Source organism: Pseudomonas arsenicoxydans (assembly GCF_006438915.1).
GTDB classification, from domain to species: Bacteria; Pseudomonadota; Gammaproteobacteria; order Pseudomonadales; family Pseudomonadaceae; genus Aquipseudomonas; species Aquipseudomonas arsenicoxydans_A.
The window spans coordinates 274,582-297,320 of the sequence record NZ_RCZE01000002.1 but is presented as its reverse complement, the minus strand read 5'-3'; the positions used below and the strand labels follow the sequence as shown (position 1 = coordinate 297,320).

Annotated in this window: 25 protein-coding genes; 8 read left to right on the top strand and 17 right to left on the bottom strand. The window is 59.5% G+C overall.

Annotation, left to right across the window (positions count from 1 at the left end):
- Nucleotides 1–41: 41 nt before the first annotated feature.
- Nucleotides 42–422: an MGMT family protein gene (locus EAH78_RS04870; RefSeq protein WP_240051843.1), complete on the bottom strand. Its 381-nt coding sequence runs from the start codon at nt 420–422 to the stop codon at nt 42–44.
- Nucleotides 423–557: 135 nt separating this feature from the next.
- Between EAH78_RS04870 and EAH78_RS04865 the strand changes: the two genes are divergently transcribed.
- Nucleotides 558–1,565, top strand: a complete 1,008-nt coding sequence (locus tag EAH78_RS04865) for a DUF481 domain-containing protein (protein ID WP_140666808.1) — start codon at nt 558–560, stop codon at nt 1,563–1,565.
- 115 nt (nt 1,566–1,680) lie between these two features.
- On the opposite strand, the gene EAH78_RS04860 is transcribed toward EAH78_RS04865, so the two are convergent.
- Nucleotides 1,681–1,890, bottom strand: coding sequence for a cold-shock protein (locus EAH78_RS04860; protein WP_002554837.1), 210 nt, complete (start codon nt 1,888–1,890; stop codon nt 1,681–1,683).
- Nucleotides 1,891–2,244: 354 nt separating this feature from the next.
- Here EAH78_RS04860 and dcd point away from each other — a divergent pair, with 354 nt between their 5' ends.
- Nucleotides 2,245–2,811 carry a dCTP deaminase gene (gene dcd / locus EAH78_RS04855; RefSeq protein WP_007904652.1) on the top strand — a complete coding sequence of 189 codons (567 nt, stop codon included), beginning with the start codon at nt 2,245–2,247 and terminating at the stop codon, nt 2,809–2,811.
- Nucleotides 2,812–2,918: 107 nt separating this feature from the next.
- Nucleotides 2,919–3,128 (top strand): hypothetical protein, encoded by a 210-nt coding sequence (locus EAH78_RS04850; protein ID WP_007947208.1) that lies wholly within the window; start codon nt 2,919–2,921, stop codon nt 3,126–3,128.
- A 47-nt stretch (nt 3,129–3,175) separates the two neighbouring features.
- On the opposite strand, the gene pdeM is transcribed toward EAH78_RS04850, so the two are convergent.
- The 11 genes from pdeM to EAH78_RS04790 form a co-directional block, all read right to left on the bottom strand.
- A complete protein-coding gene (pdeM, locus tag EAH78_RS04845) occupies nt 3,176–3,832 on the bottom strand; it encodes a ligase-associated DNA damage response endonuclease PdeM (protein WP_140666262.1) in 657 nt (218 codons plus the stop codon).
- Nucleotides 3,832–6,318, bottom strand: a complete 2,487-nt coding sequence (locus tag EAH78_RS04840) for a ligase-associated DNA damage response DEXH box helicase (RefSeq protein WP_140666260.1) — start codon at nt 6,316–6,318, stop codon at nt 3,832–3,834. The genes pdeM and EAH78_RS04840 overlap by 1 nt, the downstream gene beginning before the upstream one ends.
- Before the next feature lie 156 nt (nt 6,319–6,474).
- Nucleotides 6,475–7,239, bottom strand: a complete 765-nt coding sequence (locus EAH78_RS04835; RefSeq protein WP_140666258.1) for an ABC transporter ATP-binding protein — start codon at nt 7,237–7,239, stop codon at nt 6,475–6,477.
- A 13-nt stretch (nt 7,240–7,252) separates the two neighbouring features.
- Nucleotides 7,253–8,371 carry a succinylglutamate desuccinylase/aspartoacylase family protein gene (locus tag EAH78_RS04830; protein WP_140666256.1) on the bottom strand — a complete coding sequence of 373 codons (1,119 nt, stop codon included), beginning with the start codon at nt 8,369–8,371 and terminating at the stop codon, nt 7,253–7,255.
- A 24-nt stretch (nt 8,372–8,395) separates the two neighbouring features.
- The gene (locus tag EAH78_RS04825; protein ID WP_140666254.1) at nt 8,396–9,106 is read right to left on the bottom strand and encodes an ABC transporter permease; all 711 of its coding nucleotides are present in this window, start codon (nt 9,104–9,106) and stop codon (nt 8,396–8,398) included.
- Nucleotides 9,103–9,831 (bottom strand): ABC transporter permease, encoded by a 729-nt coding sequence (locus EAH78_RS04820; RefSeq protein WP_033058975.1) that lies wholly within the window; start codon nt 9,829–9,831, stop codon nt 9,103–9,105. The genes EAH78_RS04825 and EAH78_RS04820 overlap by 4 nt, the downstream gene beginning before the upstream one ends.
- Before the next feature lie 56 nt (nt 9,832–9,887).
- A complete protein-coding gene (locus EAH78_RS04815; protein ID WP_140666252.1) occupies nt 9,888–10,670 on the bottom strand; it encodes a transporter substrate-binding domain-containing protein in 783 nt (260 codons plus the stop codon).
- Nucleotides 10,671–10,982: 312 nt separating this feature from the next.
- The gene (locus tag EAH78_RS04810) at nt 10,983–12,671 is read right to left on the bottom strand and encodes an ATP-dependent DNA ligase (protein ID WP_140666250.1); all 1,689 of its coding nucleotides are present in this window, start codon (nt 12,669–12,671) and stop codon (nt 10,983–10,985) included.
- Nucleotides 12,668–13,702 (bottom strand): ligase-associated DNA damage response exonuclease, encoded by a 1,035-nt coding sequence (locus EAH78_RS04805; RefSeq protein ID WP_140666248.1) that lies wholly within the window; start codon nt 13,700–13,702, stop codon nt 12,668–12,670. The genes EAH78_RS04810 and EAH78_RS04805 overlap by 4 nt, the downstream gene beginning before the upstream one ends.
- Before the next feature lie 198 nt (nt 13,703–13,900).
- A complete protein-coding gene (locus EAH78_RS04800; RefSeq protein ID WP_140666245.1) occupies nt 13,901–16,351 on the bottom strand; it encodes a penicillin acylase family protein in 2,451 nt (816 codons plus the stop codon).
- Nucleotides 16,352–16,633: 282 nt separating this feature from the next.
- Complete coding sequence (locus EAH78_RS04790) at nt 16,634–17,278, bottom strand: glutathione binding-like protein (RefSeq protein ID WP_140666243.1); 645 nt, start codon at nt 17,276–17,278, stop codon at nt 16,634–16,636.
- A 144-nt stretch (nt 17,279–17,422) separates the two neighbouring features.
- Between EAH78_RS04790 and EAH78_RS04785 the strand changes: the two genes are divergently transcribed.
- Nucleotides 17,423–17,980: a cysteine hydrolase family protein gene (locus tag EAH78_RS04785; protein ID WP_140666241.1), complete on the top strand. Its 558-nt coding sequence runs from the start codon at nt 17,423–17,425 to the stop codon at nt 17,978–17,980.
- A 149-nt stretch (nt 17,981–18,129) separates the two neighbouring features.
- Here EAH78_RS04785 and EAH78_RS04780 read toward each other — a convergent pair whose 3' ends face one another.
- The 4 genes from EAH78_RS04780 to EAH78_RS04765 are packed head-to-tail and all read right to left on the bottom strand — an operon-like array spanning nt 18,130 to nt 19,851.
- Nucleotides 18,130–18,348 carry an SEC-C metal-binding domain-containing protein gene (locus EAH78_RS04780; protein WP_140666239.1) on the bottom strand — a complete coding sequence of 73 codons (219 nt, stop codon included), beginning with the start codon at nt 18,346–18,348 and terminating at the stop codon, nt 18,130–18,132.
- Nucleotides 18,345–18,839 (bottom strand): LEA type 2 family protein, encoded by a 495-nt coding sequence (locus EAH78_RS04775; RefSeq protein ID WP_140666237.1) that lies wholly within the window; start codon nt 18,837–18,839, stop codon nt 18,345–18,347. The genes EAH78_RS04780 and EAH78_RS04775 overlap by 4 nt, the downstream gene beginning before the upstream one ends.
- Before the next feature lie 33 nt (nt 18,840–18,872).
- Complete coding sequence (locus EAH78_RS04770) at nt 18,873–19,349, bottom strand: YchJ family protein (RefSeq protein ID WP_027925655.1); 477 nt, start codon at nt 19,347–19,349, stop codon at nt 18,873–18,875.
- Nucleotides 19,350–19,353: 4 nt separating this feature from the next.
- Nucleotides 19,354–19,851, bottom strand: a complete 498-nt coding sequence (locus EAH78_RS04765; RefSeq protein WP_140666235.1) for a DUF6231 family protein — start codon at nt 19,849–19,851, stop codon at nt 19,354–19,356.
- Between the two features lie 189 nt (nt 19,852–20,040).
- Between EAH78_RS04765 and EAH78_RS04760 the strand changes: the two genes are divergently transcribed.
- The 4 genes from EAH78_RS04760 to EAH78_RS04745 all read left to right on the top strand — a co-directional run bounded on the left by EAH78_RS04760 (nt 20,041) and on the right by EAH78_RS04745 (nt 22,717).
- The gene (locus EAH78_RS04760; protein WP_140666233.1) at nt 20,041–20,730 is read left to right on the top strand and encodes an OmpA family protein; all 690 of its coding nucleotides are present in this window, start codon (nt 20,041–20,043) and stop codon (nt 20,728–20,730) included.
- Nucleotides 20,731–20,819: 89 nt separating this feature from the next.
- Nucleotides 20,820–21,539: an OmpA family protein gene (locus tag EAH78_RS04755; protein ID WP_140666231.1), complete on the top strand. Its 720-nt coding sequence runs from the start codon at nt 20,820–20,822 to the stop codon at nt 21,537–21,539.
- A gap of 148 nt (nt 21,540–21,687) precedes the next feature.
- Nucleotides 21,688–21,966, top strand: coding sequence for a DUF1145 domain-containing protein (locus EAH78_RS04750; protein ID WP_140666229.1), 279 nt, complete (start codon nt 21,688–21,690; stop codon nt 21,964–21,966).
- Entirely contained in the window at nt 21,959–22,717 is a 759-nt protein-coding gene (locus tag EAH78_RS04745; RefSeq protein ID WP_140666227.1) for a collagen-like protein, read from the top strand. The genes EAH78_RS04750 and EAH78_RS04745 overlap by 8 nt, the downstream gene beginning before the upstream one ends.
- Nucleotides 22,718–22,739: the final 22 nt, after the last annotated feature.

The following is a 22,739-nucleotide window of genomic DNA, read 5'->3' as shown; positions in this document are numbered from 1 at the left end:
CTGGAGTCTGCCTCAAGAAATACGGAAACAAAGGGCGCACTCTAACCGCTGTGCTCTACCGGACGCCAGCCATGGCGCTGAATATCAACACGATTATTCAGGACGCTAATGCCTTCAGAGCGCAATCGCGCGCGCTGCTCGTCCCCCGAAGGGCTGCCCACGGGCAGGCTGATCCGACCACCGGCACCCAGCACTCGGTGCCAAGGCAATTTCGTGTCACCCGGCAATTGGCTCAGTGTGCGTCCGACCCAGCGGGCGGCGCGACCGAGTCCGGCCAGCTCTGCCAATTGACCATAGCTCACGACTTTCCCCTCAGGCACTTGAGCCAGGGTCAGGTAGAGTGCCGTGCGTCTGATTTGCGCCGGGCTTTGCGTTTCAGAGGTGGGGTTGATCACGTTCGGGGTTCCTGAAGAAGTTCGCATTGCCGTCTGTAGGGTAAGTCGTGGATCACTGATTGAGAAATGAACTCAATAGAAATAGTCGGGTCAGTCCTTGCTAGGGCCTTATTCGTGAGGATAATGCCGACTTTTTTCGCACTCTTGAGCCTGTATTTGCTTATGTTGTCCAGAACCTTGCTCTGCCTCGCTATTGCCAGTGCCTCCTCACCTTTGCTCGCCGATACCGTGTGGTTGAAGAATGGTGACAAGCTGAGCGGCAAGATCACGCTGTTCGATGGCGGCAAATTGCTGATCCAGACCGAGTACGCCGGTGCGGTTCCGATCGACTGGAAACAGGTCAAAACCCTGGAGAGTGATCAGGAGTTGTTGGTCAAGCAGGATGCCTACACCGGTGAGAAGGCCAAGTCGCTGCATGCGGCAGACGATGGCAAGGTGACGCTGCAAAATGGCGAGGCGCCGAAAACGGTCGAATTGGCCAGTATCCAGCAGATTCTCAAGCCCAAGCCGGTCGTGGAAGATCTGGTGTGGAAGGGCAATATCGATGCAGCGCTGGATTACCAACGGGCGGAAAACGATACCGATGACTACGACATCGACTTCAAGACCACTGCACGCCATGGCAAATGGCGGCACACGGCGGAAGGCGAGTACAACCGTGAATTCCAGGATGGCGTGGTGTCGACTGACAACTGGCGGGCTGAATACTCGCTTGACCGCTTCCTGACCGAGAAATGGTTCTGGCAAGGACGGGCCGTTTATAAGCGCGACAAAGTCGAAGAGCTTTCCCGTCAGCGCACCGTCGGTACCGGTCCGGGTTACCAGTTCTGGGACAACGAATTGGGCGCATTCTCGCTGGGCTCGCTGGTCAACCGAACGGATTACGAGTTCACCGACGGCAGCAAGCAAAACTTCTACGCCCTGGCGATGACGTGGAATTACAACCAATACCTGATCGGCAAGAAGGTCGAGTTTTTCACTAATGGAGAGCTTGGCAAGCCGTTGTCTGGCGTGGCGGATTACGCGCTGGATTCCGAAATTGGCTTGCGCTACAAAGTGACCGAGTGGGCGTCGCTTAACCTGAAGGCCGAGCGGGATATCATCAGCGGTTCCGATGAGGCTGATCTGGACAAGACGCGCTACACCGCAGGGTTTGGCGTGGCTTGGTAAGGCGCCAAAGAAAAATCGCAGCCGCGGGCTGCGATTTTTTTGTGCCTGCAAAAACATACAGGCACAAAAAAGCCCCGCTTTTGAGGGCGGGGCTTTTTACTAAAGCAAGTACAAGTTAGATAACTTGAACTTCTTCAGCTTGCATGCCTTTCTGACCGCGGGTAGCGATGAAAGAAACCTGTTGGCCTTCTTTCAGGCTTTTGAAGCCGTCGGATTGGATAGCTTTGAAGTGAACGAACAGGTCGTCACCGGATTGTGGGGTGATGAAGCCGAAGCCTTTTTCATCGTTGAACCACTTAACGGTACCGGTTTGGCGATTAGACATGGTGTAACTCCTTGAACAAAGATAACTGCGACTCAGGAAGAACCCTGGCCGAGACTGAGTGCAAAGAGCAGGAAAAATTCTTGTAGATGGTTGGATCGAAATTCAACATATCGTGTAGAGATTCTCAGTGACACAAGCAGCACAGTGGCGCCACCTTAACCCTTTTTCCGGGACGTGCCAATGCTTCTTGCGAAGGTTTCTCTGTTTTCAGGACTGACGGTCCATTGAATAACAGGAAAGGCCCCGAATTCACGGGGGATCAGCGAGAATTGTGCCCCGGACTTTGAACCCGGAGCGCGCGCCCGGTAAGATGCCGGACAGAATTTTTCTACCTCGCTATTCAGGACACCCGCCATGAGCATCAAATCGGACAAGTGGATTCGCCGCATGGCGCAAGAGCACGGGATGATCGAACCTTTCGTTGAGCGCCAGGTGCGCGGCAGCGACGATAGCCGTGTGATCTCGTACGGCGTGTCCAGCTACGGCTACGATGTGCGTTGCACCAATCACTTCAAGGTGTTTACCAACATCAATTCGGCGATCGTCGACCCGAAAAACTTCGATGCGGGCAGCTTTGTCGATATCCACAGCGATGTCTGCATCATTCCGCCGAACTCCTTTGCCTTGGCCAGCACCGTCGAATATTTCCGCATTCCGCGCAATGTATTGACCATCTGCCTGGGTAAAAGCACCTACGCGCGCTGCGGCATCATCGTTAACGTCACGCCGCTCGAACCAGAGTGGGAAGGCCACGTGACCCTGGAGTTCTCCAACACCACCAATCTGCCGGCGAAAATCTACGCAAACGAAGGTGTGGCGCAGATGCTGTTCCTTGAGTCTGACGAAGAGTGCGAAGTCTCCTACAAGGACCGTGGCGGCAAGTATCAGGGGCAGCGTGGAGTGACTTTGCCGCGCACCTGATCCGTTCATCTGGCCAGTCAGCGGGAATTCTTGAGCGGGTAGACACTCTATTGGGTGTACTGCCCGGTTCGCGCACAGCGGACGGGGCCTTCGCTCAGGAGTGCTATATGAAGATCGATCCGCGAATAAGTGCCGAACTGGCAAGGCTTGAGCCCAATCAGATTGGCGTTTTGGCCTGGTCCTTGTTGGCACATCCACCCGTCAGCATGGCGGGGGGCATCCCCGGTCAACCCGACCCCGATACCCCGAACGAACAGCCTACGGAACCCGGTGAACCCACGTTGCCGGACGAGCCACCGCCCGCGCCTGTCGCGTGATCTGCTATTGAAAATGAATGGCCAGTCAGCTGATGTCCTCAAAGACTTCAGCTAACTGGCCATATTTCGTTGTCGCCGATCACAAAGATCCTGCAGCTGTCGTCCCGCTCGACCTGATACCCACCGGTAAACGCCCCAAAGGCCGGTAGCAGGCTGACGCCTTCTCCCAGCCTGAAACATGCCAATCGCAGACTTTGCCGACCCCTGCCTCTTAATCGATAAACGGGATGGACGTGTCCGGCAAGCACATGGCGATCAGGATGAGGGTCGGGTTCATGCTGCAAGGCGAATGGCCCCAGTAGCAACGGCTCAGGCACTACCCGGATGTTCAGCGAGGCAGGTGGATCGCCCGCTCGCTTGTCGTGGTTGCCGCGAATCAGCGTCATCGGCAAATCAGCATGCCGAGCCCGCCATTCGGCCAGCGCGCCCAACGTGGCCGCGGCATGGGAGCCGGGCCCGTGTAGAAAATCACCGAGAAAAATCAGCTGCCGACAGGGCAGGGCCGCGAGCAACCCGTCCAGCACCGCGATATTGCTGGCGGTCGTGCCATGAGGCACCGGTTGGCCCAGGCTGCGATACGCCGCCGCTTTACCGAAATGCACATCGGCAATCAGCAGGGCTTGTTGCGCCGGCCAATAGAGGGCTTTTTCCGGCAGCAGCCACATGTCTTCACCCGCCAGACGTACCGGATAGGGCGTACTCATCAGCTTTTCCCGGTTTCGGCGGTTTTCTCGAGGTCGGTGACCATGCGCCGGATACGGTCTGCGAGTTTTTCCGAGCTCATGCTTTCGCGCATACGCTCAACTAACAATGGAAACCCCAGCGGTGTAGGACGTTTGAGCTGATGCAGGTCCAGTTGCAGGCGGTTGATACGCTCCAGCGTCCGTTCCAGACGCTGAATATCCAGTTCTTCTCGTAGGACTTCTTCCCCAGCCTGCGCCAGCAACAGATTTCCGGCGTCGTACTGTTTAAACACTTCAAAGAACAACCCGCTTGACGCCTGAACCTGACGTGTACTTTTCGGCGCGCCCGGATAACCGGCAAACACCAGCCCGGCGATCCGCGCGATTTCCCGAAAACGGCGAAGTGCCAGTTCACCGGCGTTCAGACTGGCGAGCACGTCTTCCAGCAGGTGCTCCGGGCTCAACAGTCCGGGACTCAGAACTTGTGGCCAGTCCACAGGCGTGGCGCTGAGCAACTCCAGCCCATAATCATTCACCGCGATGGAAAACGTTACAGACTGCTGCTGACTCACGCGCCACGCCAACACACTCGCCAGCCCCAGATGCACCTGGCGCCCGGCAAAGGGATACAGGAACAGATGCCAGCCTTCGCGAGACTTGAGCGCTTCGGCCAGCAACGTTGTCGAGGTCGGCAAACCCGACCAGCGTTGCTGCACTGCTACGAGAGGCCGCAGTGCGCGCATTTCCGGGCCGACAAATTCGCCCTGCGCCGCCGCACTGAAACGTTCGACCACCGCTTGCGCGAGCTCATTGGAAAGCGGCATCCGTCCGCCATTCCAGCGTGGCACCGCGGCTTTTTTCGCGGTGCTGCGTTTGACATAAGCGGTCATGTTTTCCACCCGGACCAATTCCAGCAGGCGCCCGGCAAACAGAAAACCGTCGCCCGGTTTCAATCGCGCAATAAACCCTTCCTCGACGCTGCCCAATTGCTTGCCGCCGCCACCCTTGCTCCAGAACTTCAGCTGGATACTCGCATCGCTGACAATGGTGCCGATGCTCATGCGATGTCGCCGCGCCAGTCGCGCATCGGGCACGTGCCACACGCCGTGTTCATCCGGTTCAACCCGGCGGTAGTCCGGATAGGCTGTCAGAGACAACCCGCCATGGCGTACGAACGCCAGTGCCCAGCTCCAATCCGCCAGGGTGAGGTTGCGATACGCCCAGGCACCGCGTACTTCTTCATACAGCTCATCGGGCACAAACCCTCCGCCCAGCGCCATGCTGACCAGGTGCTGAACCAGCACATCCAGCGGTTTATTCGGTGACTCGCGGGGCTCGATGCGCCGTTGCGCCACGGCGTCTTGGGCGGCGGCCGCTTCAATCAACTCCAGACTGTGGGTGGGCACCAGCGTCACCCGTGAAGTTCGTCCGGGTGCATGTCCGGAACGGCCGGCTCGCTGCATCAGCCGCGCCACGCCTTTGGCCGAGCCGATTTGCAGTACCCGCTCCACCGGTAAGAAATCCACGCCCAAGTCCAGACTTGAGGTGCAGACCACCGCTTTGAGTTGACCTTCCTTGAGTGCTCGCTCGACCCAGTCACGGGTATCCCGTGACAGTGAGCTGTGATGCAAGGCGATCAGCCCGGCCCAGTCGGGGCGAGCTTCCAGTAGCGCCTGATACCAGATTTCGGACTGGGCACGCGTATTGGTGAAGACCAGGCTGCCGGGACTGGACTCCAGCTCCGCCACGACTTGCGGCAACATCTTCAAACCGATATGCCCGGCCCAGGGAAAGCGTTCGATGGCGGGCGGTAGCAGCGTGTCCACGAGCAGCGCCTTGGACGTCTGGCCCTGAACGCTGATGCCGCCCCCTTGTGGGATAAGTACCTCTTCAGCGTGAGCCTGATTACCCAGCGTCGCGGAAACCCCCCATACGATCAGCGCCGGATTCCAGCGGCGCAGACGGGCCAGGGCCAGTTGCAATTGCACGCCGCGCTTGTTGCCCAGCAACTCGTGCCACTCGTCCACCACCACCATGCGCAGGGTTGCCAGCGCCGTTTGCGCATCGGCGCGGGCGAGCATCAGCGTCAGGCTTTCAGGCGTGGTGATCAGCGTGGTGGGCAGGCGCCGGCTCTGTCGTGCCCGCTCGCTGCTGCTGGTATCGCCGGTGCGCAGGCCGACACTCCATGGAATCTGCAGGTCGAGCAATGGCGTTTCCAGGGCGCGAGCGGTGTCGGCCGCCAGTGCGCGCATAGGGGTTATCCACAGGACTGTCAGCGGTTGGGCGACCGGTTTTCGTTTACGAGAGGTTTCAACGGCTGTGACAGACGAGGCAAAGCGATTGAGCGCAGCAAACCAGACCGCATAGGTTTTGCCGGCGCCGGTGCTGGCGTGCAGCAATCCGGACTCGCCGCGTTTAACCGCCGTCCATACCTGTTTCTGGAAGGCGAACGGCTTCCATCCGCGGGCGGTGAACCATAGCTTTGCGTAGTCGGGGGAGGTTCCCATGCCGGCGGTGTGCGCTCTGAAAGTCTTCTTTCAGTGACCGTGCAGGGATGCGAAAGGTTTAATGAAACAACGAGACCCTGTAGGAGCACGGCTTGCCGGCGATGGCGGTCTCAAGGATGCTATCGCCGGCAAGCCGTGGTCCTGCAGGGAGGCGTGTTACTTCAGGTTGCCGCTGAGGAACTGCTTCAGTCGTTCGCTCTTCGGATTGCCCAGCACGTCGTCTGGCGCACCTTGTTCTTCCACCAGCCCTTGGTGCAGGAACAGCACCTGGCTTGAAACTTTGCGGGCGAAGCTCATTTCGTGCGTCACCATGATCATGGTCCGGCCTTCTTCAGCCAGGCCCTGGATCACGCGAAGTACTTCACCCACCAGTTCCGGGTCGAGTGCCGAGGTCGGTTCGTCAAACAGCATGACTTCCGGTTCCATCGCCAATGCGCGAGCAATCGCGACACGTTGCTGCTGACCGCCGGACAGGAACGCCGGGTACTGGTCGGCGACGCGCGCGGCCAGGCCCACCTTGTCCAGATAACGCCGGGCACGGTCTTCGGCTTCTTCCTTGCTGCAACCCAACACCCGGCGCGGGGCCATGGTGATGTTTTCCAGCACCGTCATGTGGCTCCACAGGTTGAAGTGCTGGAACACCATGGCCAGGCGCGTGCGGATCTTTTGCAGTTCATTGGCATCGGCCACGTGCATGCCGTGGCGATCCTTGATCATGCGGATGTTCTGCCCGTCCAGGCTCATCGCGCCGTCGTTGGGTTGTTCGAGAAAGTTGATGCAACGCAGAAAGGTACTTTTACCCGAGCCGCTGGCGCCGATCAGGCTGATGACGTCGCCGGTGTTGGCCTTGAGCGAAACGCCTTTGAGGACTTCATGATCGCCGTAGCTTTTATGCAGGCCTTCGATGGTCAGTTTGTACATGGGGCAGACATCCTCAAGGCGAAAGTAGGTAGCCGCTGCGATAGGCTTCGGCGCCCGCGACATGCGCGATCACCATGCCGGCAGTGGCCATGCGCCGTAGCGAGCGGGCGTACATCAACCCGGCGGCGGTGCAATGAACGGGGGTGACACGATCGTTGATCGGGTCAATGATTTCGGCGATCAGTTGCCCGGCCTCCAGGTATTCCCCCGGCAGTGCGGTGAACACCAGCAGCCCGCCGACCGGCGTTTCCACAGGTTCGACGCCGGCCAGCGGCGTGGCCGGGTAGGGCAGCTCGGGCAGTGGCGCCGGTTCGCCGGCGATGGCGCCGAAGTGAATCAGGTAATCGATCAGCGCCTGGCAATCGAGGCTGGCCAGCGGATGATTGACGTCACCCTGGCCGCGCAATTCGACGGTTACCGAGAAACTGCCCAGCGGAATGTCGAAGCGTTCACCGAAGCGCTCCTTCAACTGCCACCAGAGCAGGGTGAAACATTCATCGAACGACTGGCCGCCGGAATCGGTGGCCAGCAAACTTGCTTCGGCACCGATGTAGCGCGCCAGCGGCTCGACCTGCGGCCAGGCTTCGGGCGTGGTGTAGAGGTGCGCGACGGCTTCGAAATCGCAATGCAGGTCCAGCACCATGTCCGCGTCGCAGGCAAGCCGTTGCAGGGTCAGGCGCTGGGATTGCAGTTGGGTGCTGGCGGTTTGTCGGGCGAGGGCGTTGCGCAAACTGTCGCGGATCAGCCCCAGATTGCGCTGCGGATCGTCACTGAGTTGGGCGTCGATCTCATTGCCGACCGTTTCGCTGACATCGACGAACCAGCGGTTGAAGTTTTGGCCGCTTTCGAGCTCGTAACGGCCCAGTGGCACATCCATCACCACTTGCTCCAGACCCACTGGGTTGGCCACGGGGACCAAGACGATTTCGCTGCGCAGCCGGCCGCTGGCTTCAAGTTCCGCCAGGCGTTGCTTGAGGTGCCAGGCCACGAGCATGCCGGGCATTTCGTCGGCGTGCAGGGACGACTGAATGTAGATCTTGCCTTGGGCCGACGTCGGGCCGTAATGAAAACTGTGAATCTGTCGTGCGGTCCCCGGCAGCGGGGCCAGCAGGTCATGAATCTGGTGGCGCATGTCTCTTTATTCCTAAAGCGGGTCCTAGTGGGTCGGCCCGAGGAAGGCCAGCCAGCGGCGTTCGGCGAGACGGAACAGGCCGACCAGCGCGAAGGTCACGGTCAGGTAGATCAGCGCGGCAATGCCGAACGACTGAAAGGTCAGGAAGGTCGCCGAGTTGGCGTCCCGAGCGACTTTCAAGATGTCCGGGATGGTCGCGGTGAACGCCACGGTGGTCGAGTGCAGCATCAGAATCACTTCGTTGCTGTAATAAGGCAACGAACGACGCAGGGCCGACGGCATGATCACGTAGGCATACAGCTTCCAGCCGGTCAGGCCGTAGGCTTTGGCGGCTTCGACTTCACCGTGGTTCATGCTGCGAATCGCCCCGGCGAAAATCTCCGTGGTGTAGGCGCAGGTGTTGAGGGCGAAGGCGAGGATGGTGCAGTTCATCGCATCGCGAAAGAACGCGTCCAGTACCGGTTGTGCACGGATGGCGGCCAGGCTGTAGATGCCGGTGTAGCAAATCAGCAGCTGGATATACAGCGGCGTCCCGCGAAACAGGTAAGTGTAGAACTGCACCGGCCAGCGGATGTAGAAGTGCGGCGAGACCCGGGCGATGGACAGCGGGATCGATACCAGAAAACCGATGAAGATCGAGGCGCTGAGCAGCCACAGGGTCATGGCCAGGCCGGTGATGTTCTGGCCGTCGGTATAAAGGAAGGGTTTCCAGTATTCCTGCAAGAGTTCGATCATCGTACGGCCTCCCGGGAGCCGGCGGCGTAGCGGCGTTCGAGCCAGCGCAGGACGAAGTTGGAAGCGCTGGTAATCAGCAGGTAAATCACCGCGGCCAGCACCAGGAAATAGAACAGTTGATAGGTGCTTTTGCCAGCGTCCTGTGCGGCTTTGACCAGGTCGGCGAGGCCGATGATCGACACCAGCGCAGTGGCCTTGAGCATCACCATCCAGTTATTGCCGATCCCCGGCAGGGCAAAACGCATCATTTGCGGGAACACCACGATCCAGAAACGCTGGCCACGCTTGAGGCCATAGGCGGTTGCGGCTTCGACCTGGCCACGCGGGACCGCGAGAATCGCGCCACGGAAGGTTTCGGTGAAGTACGCGCCATAGATGAAGCCCAGGGTGATGACCCCGGCGCTGAACGGGTTGATCTCGATGTATTCCCATTCCATGAAGTCGGTGAACGACGTCAGCCAGGTTTGCAGGCTGTAGAAAATCAACAGCATCAGCACCAGGTCCGGTACGCCACGAATCAGCGTGGTGTAGACCTGCGCCGGCACGCGCACCAGTTTGACTTTGGACAGCTTGGCACTGGCGCCTAGCAAGCCGAGCAAGACGGCCACCAACAGCGACAACGCCGATAATTTGATGGTCATCCAGGTGCCTTCCATCAGCAACGGACCGAAGCCCTTGAGGCTGAAGGCTGAGAGCCCCAGATTTTGTAATAGGTTTTCGAACATAAATCAGCAACCTGATCGGATGAAAAAAGCGCCCATCGCGAGATGGGCGCCGGGCATTATTTGCCGCTGTACAGATTCAGATCGCCAAAGTGTTTCTTTTGAATCTCGGCGTATTTGCCATCATCGTGTAACGCTTTGATACCTTTATCCAAAAGCGCTTTCAGCTCGGTGTTACCTTTCTTAATACCGACAGCCGTTTTGGCCGGCAACAAAGCGTTGTCGACTGGCTTGGTGACATCGTAATCGGCGCCCTGTGGCGACTTCAGGAAGCCCAGTTCGGCTTGCAGCATGTCCTGAATCCCTGCGTCGAGACGGCCGGAAGTCAAGTCGGCATAGACCTGATCCTGGTTGGCGTAGGCCTGAGTTTTAACGCCGGCCTTGTCCAGAACGGCTTTGGCATAGGCTTCCTGGATGGTGCCTTGTTCGTAGCCGACGGTCTTGCCCTTGAGCGAAGCGACGTCTGCGGTGACGCCAGAACCTTTTTTGAACACGTAGGCGGTCGGGCCGGAGAACAGCTCGCTGGAGAAGTCGATGACTTTTTCGCGGGCTTCAGTGACGGTCATCGAAGAGATCACACCGTCGAATTTATTGGCCTTGAGGCCTGGAATCATGCCGTCGAAATCGCTTTCGACCCATTTGCACTTGACCTTCAACTCGGCGCAGATCGCGTTCCCCAGATCGATGTCGAAGCCTACCAGGCTGCCGTCGGCCGCTTTCGACTCGAACGGTGCGTAGGAAGGGTCAACGCCAAAACGCAGTTCCTTGTATTCCTTTGCCATGGCGGAACCAGCAGCCATGCACAACGCCAGTGCAGAAAGGGTCAGCAATGCTTTTTTCATTATTCAATCCCTAAGAACCAATATGAGCGCTTGTGGCGCAGAATTATTGTTACTGGTAAGCGTAAGACCCATTGAAAGTAGCAATTTCCGAACCAGAGTCCCGAACAAGCGTTTTAAAAGGTCATACAAGAAGTGACTGCGCGGGAATTGTGCACGAAAACGGGCGCGGTGGAAGTGCTGCACCAAGATGAATCAGGCTGCCCCTAATTAATGTAGGAGCCGAGCTTGCTCGCGATGGCGGTTTGTCAGGCACCAAAGGGTGGCTGACACACCGCTATCGCGAGCAAGCTCGGCTCCTACAAGGGGATCGGGTTAACCGAGCAAGTTTTGTAATGTGCCGAGGTTGTCTGCCTCGTCGACTGACTTGTCCTGACGCCAGCGCAGCATCCGCGGAAAACGCACGGCGATCCCGCTCTTGTGGCGTTTTGACAGGGCAATCCCTTCGAAACCCAGTTCGAACACCAGGCTTGGTTTCACGCTGCTTACCGGGCCAAATTTCTCCACCGTGGTTTTGCGCACGATGCTGTCGACCTGGCGCATTTCTTCGTCGGTGAGTCCTGAATAAGCCTTGGCGAACGGCACCAGCGTGCGTTCGCTGGCGTCGGGCGGGCCATCCCAGACCGCGAAGGTGTAATCGCTGTAGAGACTGGCCCGCCGTCCGTGGCCTCGTTGGGCATAGATCAGCACCGCATCGACGCTGAACGGGTCGACTTTCCACTTCCACCACACGCCCATGTCCTTGGTCCGGCCGACGCCGTACAGCGCATCCCGCGCCTTGAGCATCATGCCCTCGACGCCGAGACGGCGGGAGGCTTCCCGTTGCCGGGCGAGGTCGAACCAGTCGTCGCCGGTCAGCATCGGGGAGAGCAGTAACACCGGGTCGTGGCAGGCGGCGATCACCTGCTCCAATTGAGTGCGACGCCTGGCCTGCGGCTGCGTGCGCAAGTCCTCGCCGGCCCACTCCAGCAGGTCGTAGGCGAGAATGATCACCGGCACCTCATCGAGGATTTTCTTGCCGAGGGTTTTACGTCCGATGCGCTGCTGCAACAGGGCAAACGGTTGCACGGAGGGGGCGGCGGGTGAGGCTGGATCGAAGGCATCTTCGGTGTCGGGGCGGGCGCTTTTCCAGGCGACGATTTCGCCATCGATCACGGTGCCGTCAGGTAAGCCGTGTACCAGATGATCAAACTCGGGAAAGCGTTCGGTGACCAATTCTTCACCCCGGGACCAGATCCACAAACGCCCGCCGCGCTTGACCAATTGGGCGCGGATGCCGTCCCACTTCCATTCCACCAGCCATTGGCTGGCGGGGCCAAGCAATCCTTCAAATTGCTCGACCGGTTGCGACAGTGCATGAGCCAGAAAAAAAGGATAGGGCTGACCACCCCGTTCAGCGTGTTCACCCGCAGATTCGGCGGCGATCAGTTTCAGGTAACTCGCCGCTTTTGGACGATGTGTCAGGTCGGTATAACCGACCATGCGTTGAGCCACTCGTTTGCTGTCGAGCCCGGCCATGGCCGCCAGCGCACGGGTCACCAGCAACTTGGAGACGCCAACGCGGAAGCTGCCGGTGATCAGTTTGATGCACAGCATCAGACTGGCGCGATCCAGTTTCGCCCAGAGTTCGGGCAGGCGCTCCGCAAGCACTTCGGGTGACTCGCCGCGCAGTGGCAGCAGCTTGTCTTCAATCCATACTGCCAACCCGTCGGTGGAACGGTAGGGTGATTCGGGCAACACCAGCGAGATGGTTTCCGCCAGATCGCCCACAGCTTGATAACTCTCTTCAAAAAGCCAGGGCTCGAGGCCGGAAAACGCCACCGCCAACTCTCGCAGAGCGCGCACCGGCACCAATTGCCGAGGCCGACCACCGGATAAGAAGTACACCGCCCACGCCGCATCTTCCGGCGAGGCCTGGGCAAAGTAGTGTTGCATCGCGGCCAGCTTGGCATTACTCGACGTGGTGGCGTCGAGTTCGGCATACAGCTCGGCGAATGCTTTCATGCCAGCACCTTGTCTGTCTCAGGTTCGATTCCGGCGTTTTCTTCCTCGTCATCCCCGTACTCGGTGGTGAAACCCTGCGCATCCAGTCCCTTTTCACGCAGATGGCGTACCAGCACGCCGACCGAACCGTGGGTCACCATGACCCGCTCGGCACCGGTCTGTTCAATCGCCCACAGCAGGCCCGGCCAATCGGCATGGTCGGACAGGACAAATCCGCGGTCGACTCCGCGCCGGCGGCGGGTACCACGCAAACGCATCCAGCCGCTGGCGAAGCCGTCGCTGTACTCGCCGAAACGACGCATCCAGGTGCTGGCGCCCGCTGACGGCGGGGCGATGATCAGGGCTTTGCGCATCATCGGGTCGCTTTTTTTGACGTCGCCGGCATAGATCGTGGGCGGCAGATAAACGCCGCTCTGGCGATACACCTGGTTGAGTGGCTCCACGGCACCATGCACCAGAATGGGGCCGAGGCTGGCGTCGATGCCGTGGAGAATGCGCTGGGCTTTGCCGAACGAGTAGCAGAACAGCACGCTGGCGATGTCGGCGGCTGCATTGGCCTGCCACCACTGATTGATCTCGGCAAATACCTCTGCCTGAGGCTGCCAGCGATAGATCGGCAGGCCGAAGGTCGATTCGGTGATGAAGGTTTGGCACCGCACTGGTTCGAAGGGCTCGCAGGTGCCGTCGGCTTCCGTCTTGTAATCCCCCGAAGCGACCCAGACCTCACCCCCGTATTCCAGACGCACCTGGGCCGAGCCGAGCACGTGGCCGGCGGGGTGAAAACTGAGGGTGACGCCATGATGTTGGAGGGGCTGACCGTAAGGCAGGGTTTGCAGGTTGATGTCTGCACCGAGGCGAGCACGCAGGATGCCTTCGCCGGCTGACGCGGCCAGGTAATGTCGATTGCCGCCACGGGCATGGTCGCTGTGAGCGTGGGTGATGATCGCACGCTCGACCGGCCGCCACGGGTCGATGTAGAAATCCCCGGCCGGGCAGTACAAACCTTCAGGACGCGCGATAACAAGTTCCATGTCGTTACCAAAATGGACGGACTTGTTAGCTATGAGGTTGGCGTGAAGCCAGAAGTTCTATCGAGATTTCACTGACAAGAAACATTCCAATGTGGGAGCGGGCTTGCTCGCGAAAGCGATCTGACATTCAACGACGATGCTGAATGTCAGATCGCTTTCGCGAGCAAGCCCGCTCCCACATTTGCTCGGTGGTGAGCCTTACTTTCCGGGTGTCAGGGTCAACTGCGTCTTGCCATACACCTTGTCAAAGTTCTGTGGCTGCATCGGCAGGCTCATGTATTGCCCTTTGAGCCAAGGATCGATGCTGTTCAGATAGTTCGGGCTGGCAGGGTTGCCCGACTGACCGGTGCCGTTCTGGCCCATCAGCGGCTCGGCCTGGCCGAAGTCGACGATGAAGCGCATGGCCGGTGCCAGTGTGGTGTTGAAGTCCTGACCCCAGGCGAACGCCGCCGTGTTCAGCGTGGTGTGGTCCCCGCCTGCCGCGATCGGGCCGCGAACGGTCTGGCCATTGGCGTTTTTCCATTCGTAGCGGTGCAGTTTGCCCCACTGCCAGGCTTTGTGATCGCCACCCAACTGGCTGTCGCCGGCACTGATCGCTGCTGCCAGGCTGCGGGCGAGGATCGCCGGTTTGTCTTCTTTCTGCGGTGTGCGTGCGTCATCCCAGAACGGGCTGTCTTCGCGCGCCAGCAAATGATCGGCCTGCGCCGCGTAGGACAACTTGCCGTTGGCCACGAAGGCTTTCCACGTCGGGCTGCTTTGCGGACCCAGCTCGTCGAGAAAGATTTGCTTCATGCTTTCCTGCAGGAACAATTCGTAAATCGCTGCGTCAGCCGAGGTCGAACTGAGTTTGCCGTCAAACGCCATCAGGCGCGTATACGCCTCCTGAGCCTTGCCGCGATCGGCAACCGGCAGCGCTTCAATCGCCTGCTTGAGCGGCTGGGACATGCCCGGTGCTTCAAACATTTTCTTCAGTTTGGCGGCGAAGGTGGTGGTTTGGTCGTATTGCATCGCGATCACGCTGCGCGTGTCGTGTTTGCCGGCGCCCGCCAGTTCGGCCAGGCGTTCGCCACGCTCCGGCGCTGCCCAGGAATTGGACAGTTGCATGCCGTAGCCATGGGGAATGACGCGCTGGTTGGCGGTGCCGAGCCAGCCTTGGGCCGGGTCCTGGTCGTAGGGGTGCAGCATCGGGTCGGCGTAACCGTCCCAATCGTAGCGACCTTCCCAGCCCGGCGACGGCAGCAGGCCTTCGCCTTCGCGACGGTTGGGGTAGCGGCCGGTGACTTGCCAGCCAATGTTGCTCGCATCGGCGAACACCAGATTCAGGGCGATGGCGCGGATTTCGCGGCTGGCGTCCGAGGCTTTCTCGACGGTCTGGGCCCGGGACAGGTCGAAAAACGCGTCCAGGGTTTTGTCGTCGGTGAAGTTGGGCATTTGCAGGGCCAGGCCGAAACCGTTCGCCAGCGTGGTGCCTTGGGCGCTGTTGAGCAGCGGACCGTGACGGGTTTCGTACACCGCTTCGCGAATCGGCCGCTGGCCTTTGACGAAGTAGGTTTCATTGCGCACGACGGCGGGCTGCCATTTGCCGGCCACTTCGTACGTGAGGCCGTTGCCCCGGCGTTTGATTTTTTCCAGGAACAGGTCCTGGTTGTCGCCCATGACCGTGGTCATGCTCCAGGCCACTTTGCCGTTGAAACCACCGAGCACCATCGGCAAACCGGCAATGGTCACGCCCGCCGCCTGATATTTCGGCGCGCGGATCTGCACATAGCTGAACAGCGACGGCACGCCCAACGGGCCATGGCTGTCACTGGCCAGAATGCTTTTGCCAGTGCGGCTGCGTTGCGGGCCGATCGCCCAGTTGTTCGATGAGGTGGCGCCCAACAGATTCAGGTCGGACAGTTGTCCCGTGGCTTTGCTGATTTCGGCCAGGCCTGGGATCGCGCCGTTGAGTTTGATGCCTTGCAGTTTGTCAGCTTCGCCCTGGGGCAGTTTTTCATCGGGCGCGGACGGCGTCAGCCAGGCGAGTTTGTCGGTAGTGACGGTCTGGGCCAGCATCAACGAGGAAATTTCTTCCGGCAGGTTGGCCGACTGGCTGAAGTTCAGCAGGCAGAAAATCAGCGCCGAATCTTCCGGTTTCCAGTATTCAGGCTTGTAACCGGTGGCCGCGAGGTCCGCTGGCAGCTTGTCGCGGTAGCGGAACAAGTAGGCGTTGACGCCGCGCGCATAGACTTCGAAGAAGCGTTTGAGGCGCGGCGAAGAGGCTTTGTACAACTCGCCGGCGCTTTTCTTCAGATTGACCGCACGCATGTAGCGGTCGGCGTCCAGCAGGTCGGCGCCGGACATTTCTGCCAGACGGCCTTCGGCCAGCAGGCGCAGGGTAACCATTTGCGTGATGCGGTCGCTGGCGTGGACGTAACCCAGGGCGAACAACGCGTCATGGAAGCTGTTGCTTTCGATCAACGGCATGCCCATGGCATTGCGGCGCACCGAAACGTTCTGCGCCAAGCCCTTGAGCGGCTGCACACCGGAGGTCGGCGGGAGGGTGTCCTGAGCGTCCCAGGTCTGACAACCGGACAGGCTCAAGACACCGGCCACTGCTGCGGCAACGCCGAACCGGGGAAGAAAATGTGTAAGGGCTGGCGAGGCCATGGCAAAGCTCCTGCGGGGGTAAAGGCGCAATAAAGGCGCTACGTTAGTGAGCAGGAGGAGGGCGCGCAAGCGGCGGGCGGGGTTATTTCAAGATTTGTCTGATAAACCACAACTTCGGGGGAATGTTGGCCCTTGTGGCGAGGGAGCTTGCTCCCGCTGGTCTGCGAAGCAGACCCAAAACCAGTCACCGCGTTTTAAGCGTCAAATTGCGGTTGCCGGGTTTGCGACTGCTGCGCAGTCGAGCGGGAGCAAGCTCCCTCGCCACAGGAGGAGACGTTGTCTTCAGGATTTTGGTGGGTTGATTTTGGCCACCAGGGCATACGCTTTCACGGTCGCAGGGCGATTCTGGATGTGGTTGAACCAGCGCAGCACGTTCGGGAAGTCTTCCAGATTCTGGCTCTGCCACTTATGGGAAACGATCCACGGGTAAATCGCCATGTCGGCAATGCTGTATTCGCTGCCGGCGACAAACTCATTGTTCGCCAGTTGCTTGTCCAGCACGCCGTACAGGCGCGCGGTCTCATCGATGTAGCGCTTGATCGCGTAGGGGATTTTTTCCGGTGCGAACTGGCTGAAGTGATGGTTTTGCCCGGCCATCGGCCCCAAACCGCCCATTTGCCAGAACAACCATTGCAGCGCCAACTGACGACCGCGCAGGTCCTTGGGCAGGAACCGACCGGTTTTTTCCGCGAGGTACAGCAAGATCGCCCCCGACTCGAACACCGACAACGGTTCACCGCCATCCACCGGCTCATGATCGACGATGGCCGGGATTCTGTTGTTCGGCGAGATTTTCAGGAACGCGGGTTTGAACTGCTCGTTCTGGCTGATGTTGATCGGGTGAACGTTGTAGGGCAGGCCGGCCTCTTCCAGGAATATCGAGATTTTGTGGCCGTTGGGGGTGGTCCAGTAATAAAGGTCGATCATGCAGTGCTCCACATCAGGATGGTGTCAGGTGGGACAGCAACCGCGGGCATCAGGTCGTCCTGTTTGCGTTCGATGGCTTGCCTGTTATTGGAGGTGATGCTGAAGTGGGTGAAATTCAATGACCCCGCAGGAGAAAAAACCGGCATGGAGCTCAAGTCCCGCGCAGCACTGATCATCATCGATCAACAAAAAGGCATTCTGCATCCCCGACTCGGTCGCCGGAATAATCTTCAGGCCGAGGAGCGAATCCTTGATCTGTTGGCGTTTTGGCGCCGAACCGGGCATCCGGTGATTCACGTGCAACACCTATCCCACTCACCGGATTCAGTGTTCTGGCCGCAGCAGTCGGGCGTGGAATTTCAGGAGCGATTCCAGCCAATGGCCAGCGAGCAGCTGATTCAGAAACAGGTGCCAGATGCCTTTTGTGCGACGGGGCTGGAGGCGAGTTTGCGTGAGGCGGGGATTGAGCAGTTGGTGATTGTCGGTGTGGCCACTAACAACTCGGTGGAGTCCACGGCACGAACGGCCGGGAATCTGGGGTTTGAAACGTGGGTGGCGGAGGATGCGTGCTTTACCTTCGACAAGGCGGATTATTTTGGAAATGCGCGTTCAGCGGAGGACGTGCATGCGATGTCACTGGGGAATTTGCACGGGGAGTATGCGACGGTCGTCAGTACTGCGCAGATTCTGACTGGAGAGTGACCTTGGCGGCCTCTTCGCGAGCAAGCCCGCTCCCACATTTAACCGAGATCTTCCAGGAAGAATGCGATCGAATGTGGGAGCGGCGGTGCGACGATTCGACTTGCTCGCGAAGGCGATTCAACAGGCAAAGAAGTTCTTCGCCCGAAGCATCAAGCGCCGTGGCACTTCTTGAATTTCTTGCCGTTGCCGCACGGGCAAGGGTCGTTGCGGCCGACGTCTTTCAGGGCGTTGCGCACCGGTTCCTGGTGAGCGTGGCCGCAGTTCGGGCCGTGAACATGGCCATGGTCGTGATCATGGTGGTCGTGATGCTCGTGATGGTCATGATCGTGGTTGCAGTCAGGGCCATGGACGTGGGGTTGCTGGGTCATCGGGTGTGCTCCGGAATTAAATCGGCGGGGATTATCACGCCATTGCGCGCAAGGTGCACGTCATGCGCGATGAATAAACCGGTTTCCAGTACACCTTCCAGACGATAGGGGATGGGTTGGTCGGGTTTTTTCAGCATTTTCACCAGATCGCGGACCTTGGGCCACAGGTTGGTACGGATCGGCACCTTAAAGTAGGCACTGTGCTTGGGGCTCACCGTAAACCAGTGATCGTACTCACCTTCGGTCAGCAAGATGTCACCCAAATGAATCCGGTATTCGAGGCTGCGCACGGTCAAGTCGCTGTCGTTGGGGTTGTCGATGCGAAAGTGCAGGATGAATTTCTGCTCCAACAGTTTTGCCCGCACCACTTCGACCTTGACCAGATGCACCTCGGGGTCCGGCTCGTCGTCATCGAACCACGACGCACAGCCCGCGAGCCCCAGAAACAGGAGCAGGCTGAGCATATTAAGTGCGTGTCGCCGGGTGATCATGGTCGTGTATCTCCCTTGAACCTGTCGCTCACCTCAACTGTTGAAATATCCCGCGCAACATTTCTTGAATTTCTGCCCGCTGGCGCACGGGCAGGCGTCATTGCGCCCGGCCTTGAGTTGCACTGTCGGGTCGATGAAGTACCAGTGGCCGGCGTTCTGCACGAAGGACGAGCGCTCGCGGTGGCTGTGTTCGCCGCTGCCATCGTGCCAGCGCGCGGTGAAGGTCACGAAGGCGTGTTCCGGCTGGCCGCCGAAGACTTCTGAGCTTTCCACCTCCAGGCCCAGCCAGGTGCTCTGCGCGCTCCAGTCGCTGATCGATTGGCGATTGAGGCCGGCCTGTTGCGCGGGCAGAGTGGTCGCCACCAGATAATCGATCAGCCCCAACACATAGGCGCTGTAGCGCGAACGCATCAAGGCTTCGGCACACGGCGCCGGATGCCCTGCGTGGTAATGACCGCAGCAGGCATCGAGCAGGGTGCCGCTGCCGCAAGGGCAAATGGATGTACTCATTGCATTACCACCAATATTTCCCGAAGTTTTCCGGATTGGCCCAAAAGCGTGAGTTGAGCCAGTCGGGTACTTGTTTGTAGTCAAGCAGATCATAGGTGAACAGGGTCAACACTTGTTCATCGCGCTGGAAGCGCTCGCTGGCTTGCAGGGCCAGGGAGAAAAAATCCGTCTCCTGCCAGCCGCTCGCCGACAAGTCCGCCAGTACCGCAATGCGGCTGGCGTTGAGGTTGCGAATCCCGCCGAGCAGGTTCAGTCCATCGCGCTTGGGCAAATGTTCGAGGCAATCGACCGCCAGCGCCAGATCGAACCGGCGCGCCGCCAGTTGTGCCGGCAACGGTCCCGGTGCCGCATGGGCCACACACGAATCCGGGTGGGCCAGCTTGAATGCTTCGAGGGCGGGGAACTCACTGGCACCGATCAGCAACAGCTGCGCGGGGGCGTAACGGTCGAGCAAAGCGGCCAGCGCCTGTTGCGGCGTGCGCGAAGAAATAGCTGCAGTCATCAAAGATCCTCAATCAGAGCACCAAGACTAGCCTGCCCAAACGTCCGGGCCTAGAGCGGGTTTAGCGCAAATGCGCCAATCCGACGTGTACACAAGATGAAACAGCAATGGCCTATTGCTGGCGGAGTTTAATAGTCGGGTCTTTACTACCAGAATCGGTTCTAAGCCGATCCATCAGGAGAAAACTAGATGAGCATAGTTCGGACAGCATTACCCTTGGTTCTGCTCACCAGTGTGTTGACTGGTTGCGCAGGTTTGCAGAAAACCGACTGGCCGACCTGCGCGGCTGTCGGTGGTGTCGTGGGTGCGGGTCTCGGCGCGACCGAGAGCTCCGCATGGGCAGGCTATGGTGCGCTGCTCGTCGGCGGCACGGCAGCGGCCTATTGCTGGGTTCACGGTGATGGGGACGAAGACGGTGATGGTGTACCGGATAGCCGCGACAAGTGCCCGGGCACACCGCACGGCGTGAAAGTCGATGCCAACGGTTGCCCTCCACCTGCACCGGTGGTTGAAGAGGCTGTAGTGGTCAAGGAAGAAACCATCGTCATCCGCGATGTTCACTTCCAGTTTGACAAAGCCACACTCACACCATCCGACAAGCAGGTTCTAGACAAGATTGCCACTAAGTTGAAGGCGGAAGCGCCTACCGCTCAACTGACCGTTACGGGCCATACCGACAGCGTGGGCAGCGATGCCTACAACCAGAAACTGTCGGATAAACGCGCTCACTCGGTGGTTGAATACCTCATCGCGCAAGGCGTACCACGCAGCAGCTTCGTGTCTGTGGTCGGTGCCGGTGAAAGCCAGCCGGTCGCCGATAACAAAACTGCTGACGGCCGCGCGCAGAACCGTCGTACGGAAATCCATATCCAGCGCTAAGTCCCTCCGCTCCGCGGCTTGTGTAGTCGCGGATGCGGGTCTTTACTCCTGTGTAACCGGTATGGGCCGGTAACACAGGAGCTTTCAATATGAGCGTTCTCACAAGGACCGTCCTACCGGTTCTGCTGCTTGGCAGCCTGTTGACCGGTTGCGCAACTCACAGTGATGGCACTGCCCCCCTCAATCAACGCACCTGGCCGATCTGCAGCGTCATTGGCGGACTGGTCGGCGGCGGCTTGGGCGCCATCGAAAGTGGCGGCTGGGCGGCCGGAGGAGCAGCGCTTGGAATCCTGACTGGCGGCTTGATCTGTTACGCCCAGGATGGCGACGAAGATGGCGACGGCATTTTCGATCGACGTGATCGTTGCCCCGATACCCCGGCCAATACCCCGGTCGATCACCGTGGTTGTCCGCTGCCGCAATACCCGGCCAGCGTGAAACCCGCCGAACCTGTACCCGAGGAAGTCATCACCCTCAACGATGCGGGCGATGTGCTGTTCGCGTTCAATAAATCCGACGTGACCCCGGCGGCGCAAAATCAGCTGAATGCGCTGATGCCGAAATTGCAAAGCGCCGATGTGGTGAGTATCAAAGTGGTCGGCTATACCGACAGTGTCGGTTCCGATACCTACAACCAATTTTTGTCGGAACGTCGCGCCACCAGCGTGGCGGCTTATCTGATGAACCAGGGTCTGGACCCGAACAAACTCACCAGTGAAGGCAAGGGCGAAAGTCAGCCCATCGCCGATAACTCGACTGACGAAGGCCGTTCGAAAAATCGTCGCGTGGAATTGCACATTAATCGCTAAGCCTCGAAATAGAGCCATCGGCACACCAAACCGGTGATGTCGATGGCCATTCGGCGGTCTTCATGAAGAATTTTCCGTTGCCCTCTGGCGCATCCCGCGTGGAAGCCGTTACTGTGCCCCCAAAGAATAATGATCAACGGGGGAGCGTATGAAGGTGTTTTGGGGGCTGGGGAAGTTATTGACCCTGCTGTTCTGGTTGGTGGTGCTGGTCAATCTGCTCACGCCGTTTGTTTATCCGCTGCACCCGTTGGTCAAACTGGCCGGGGGCCTGCTGGCACTATTTCATGTGCTGGAACTGGTGTTCTGCAACCGCAGCCTCAAAGGCCGCGCCCACCCTTGGCGTGACCGTCTGCAGATTGCCATTTTCGGCGTCTTCCATCTTCAAACCATTCCAGCTCCCTCCGCACCGAAGGCTTCCCATGCGTAATCTCTGTCTGCTCGCCGCATTTATCAGTCCATTGGCCTGCGCTCAGGTTGTCAGTGTCGAAGCCAACTCGCTGATGCGCTTGCCCAACACGGCCAGCACCTTGCAATTGGAGCGGCTGGAAGTCGCCGATTACGGCACTTTGCTGATTCCCTCGAACGTCACCGAAGTGACGGTGGGCGAATTGCACCTGGGGCGTGAGGCGCGAATTGCGATCGTGCCGGGTGAACAACCGCTGGAATTTAAAGTGCACCGTGCCGAGTTGTCGGAAGGCAGCCAGATCACCGCGCGGGGCGCGCCGGGGAGCTTCCAGAAGGCGGCACGCTCGGGGCGCAACCTGACTTTGCAGATCAAGGCGTTGAACGCACCGCAATTGTTGGTAGATGCTCGCGGCGGCGCGGGCGCACCGGGGTTTTTCGGTCTTGACGGCGCCAATGGCCAGGACCCGGGTTGTACGTATGGTCAGGCCGGTCGCGGTGCCGATGGCAGCGATGGCAGTGATGGTCAGCCGGGGGCTGCGGGCGCGCTGGTAAAGCTGGAAGTGCCGCTCGATTACCCGGCGGATAAAATCAAGGTGCAGGTCGCTGGCGGTGCCGGAGGTCTTGCCGGTTCTGGTGGCAAACCGGGGGCGGGTGGCCAGTCCAAAGGCTGTCTGGTGTACAAGGCCGATGGCGGCAAAAGTGGCCGTCCGGGTGCGGATGGCCAGCCTGGGCCTACTGGTGCGGCGGGTTCTGTAACCATTCAGCGTCTATAAAACCGACCGGGACCCTTTGTGG

Excerpts from the sequence above, each read along its gene's own strand:
- EAH78_RS04830 (WP_140666256.1), bottom strand. The coding sequence starts at position 8,371 with ATGCGCCACCAGATTCATGACCTGCTGGCCCCGCTGCCGGGGACCGCA.
- EAH78_RS04765 (WP_140666235.1), bottom strand. The coding sequence starts at position 19,851 with ATGACTGCAGCTATTTCTTCGCGCACGCCGCAACAGGCGCTGGCCGCT.
- EAH78_RS04850 (WP_007947208.1), top strand. The coding sequence starts at position 2,919 with ATGAAGATCGATCCGCGAATAAGTGCCGAACTGGCAAGGCTTGAGCCC.
- EAH78_RS04750 (WP_140666229.1), top strand. The coding sequence starts at position 21,688 with ATGAAGGTGTTTTGGGGGCTGGGGAAGTTATTGACCCTGCTGTTCTGG.
- EAH78_RS04840 (WP_140666260.1), bottom strand. The coding sequence starts at position 6,318 with ATGGGAACCTCCCCCGACTACGCAAAGCTATGGTTCACCGCCCGCGGA.
- EAH78_RS04780 (WP_140666239.1), bottom strand. The coding sequence starts at position 18,348 with ATGACCCAGCAACCCCACGTCCATGGCCCTGACTGCAACCACGATCAT.
- EAH78_RS04785 (WP_140666241.1), top strand. The coding sequence starts at position 17,423 with ATGGAGCTCAAGTCCCGCGCAGCACTGATCATCATCGATCAACAAAAA.
- EAH78_RS04870 (WP_240051843.1), bottom strand. The coding sequence starts at position 422 with ATGCGAACTTCTTCAGGAACCCCGAACGTGATCAACCCCACCTCTGAA.
- pdeM (WP_140666262.1), bottom strand. The coding sequence starts at position 3,832 with ATGAGTACGCCCTATCCGGTACGTCTGGCGGGTGAAGACATGTGGCTG.
- EAH78_RS04865 (WP_140666808.1), top strand. The coding sequence starts at position 558 with ATGTTGTCCAGAACCTTGCTCTGCCTCGCTATTGCCAGTGCCTCCTCA.
- EAH78_RS04800 (WP_140666245.1), bottom strand. The coding sequence starts at position 16,351 with ATGGCCTCGCCAGCCCTTACACATTTTCTTCCCCGGTTCGGCGTTGCC.
- EAH78_RS04815 (WP_140666252.1), bottom strand. The coding sequence starts at position 10,670 with ATGAAAAAAGCATTGCTGACCCTTTCTGCACTGGCGTTGTGCATGGCT.
- EAH78_RS04790 (WP_140666243.1), bottom strand. The coding sequence starts at position 17,278 with ATGATCGACCTTTATTACTGGACCACCCCCAACGGCCACAAAATCTCG.
- EAH78_RS04835 (WP_140666258.1), bottom strand. The coding sequence starts at position 7,239 with ATGTACAAACTGACCATCGAAGGCCTGCATAAAAGCTACGGCGATCAT.
- EAH78_RS04825 (WP_140666254.1), bottom strand. The coding sequence starts at position 9,106 with ATGATCGAACTCTTGCAGGAATACTGGAAACCCTTCCTTTATACCGAC.
- EAH78_RS04860 (WP_002554837.1), bottom strand. The coding sequence starts at position 1,890 with ATGTCTAATCGCCAAACCGGTACCGTTAAGTGGTTCAACGATGAAAAA.
- EAH78_RS04770 (WP_027925655.1), bottom strand. The coding sequence starts at position 19,349 with ATGAGTACATCCATTTGCCCTTGCGGCAGCGGCACCCTGCTCGATGCC.
- EAH78_RS04755 (WP_140666231.1), top strand. The coding sequence starts at position 20,820 with ATGAGCGTTCTCACAAGGACCGTCCTACCGGTTCTGCTGCTTGGCAGC.
- dcd (WP_007904652.1), top strand. The coding sequence starts at position 2,245 with ATGAGCATCAAATCGGACAAGTGGATTCGCCGCATGGCGCAAGAGCAC.
- EAH78_RS04810 (WP_140666250.1), bottom strand. The coding sequence starts at position 12,671 with ATGAAAGCATTCGCCGAGCTGTATGCCGAACTCGACGCCACCACGTCG.
- EAH78_RS04805 (WP_140666248.1), bottom strand. The coding sequence starts at position 13,702 with ATGGAACTTGTTATCGCGCGTCCTGAAGGTTTGTACTGCCCGGCCGGG.
- EAH78_RS04745 (WP_140666227.1), top strand. The coding sequence starts at position 21,959 with ATGCGTAATCTCTGTCTGCTCGCCGCATTTATCAGTCCATTGGCCTGC.
- EAH78_RS04760 (WP_140666233.1), top strand. The coding sequence starts at position 20,041 with ATGAGCATAGTTCGGACAGCATTACCCTTGGTTCTGCTCACCAGTGTG.
- EAH78_RS04820 (WP_033058975.1), bottom strand. The coding sequence starts at position 9,831 with ATGTTCGAAAACCTATTACAAAATCTGGGGCTCTCAGCCTTCAGCCTC.
- EAH78_RS04775 (WP_140666237.1), bottom strand. The coding sequence starts at position 18,839 with ATGATCACCCGGCGACACGCACTTAATATGCTCAGCCTGCTCCTGTTT.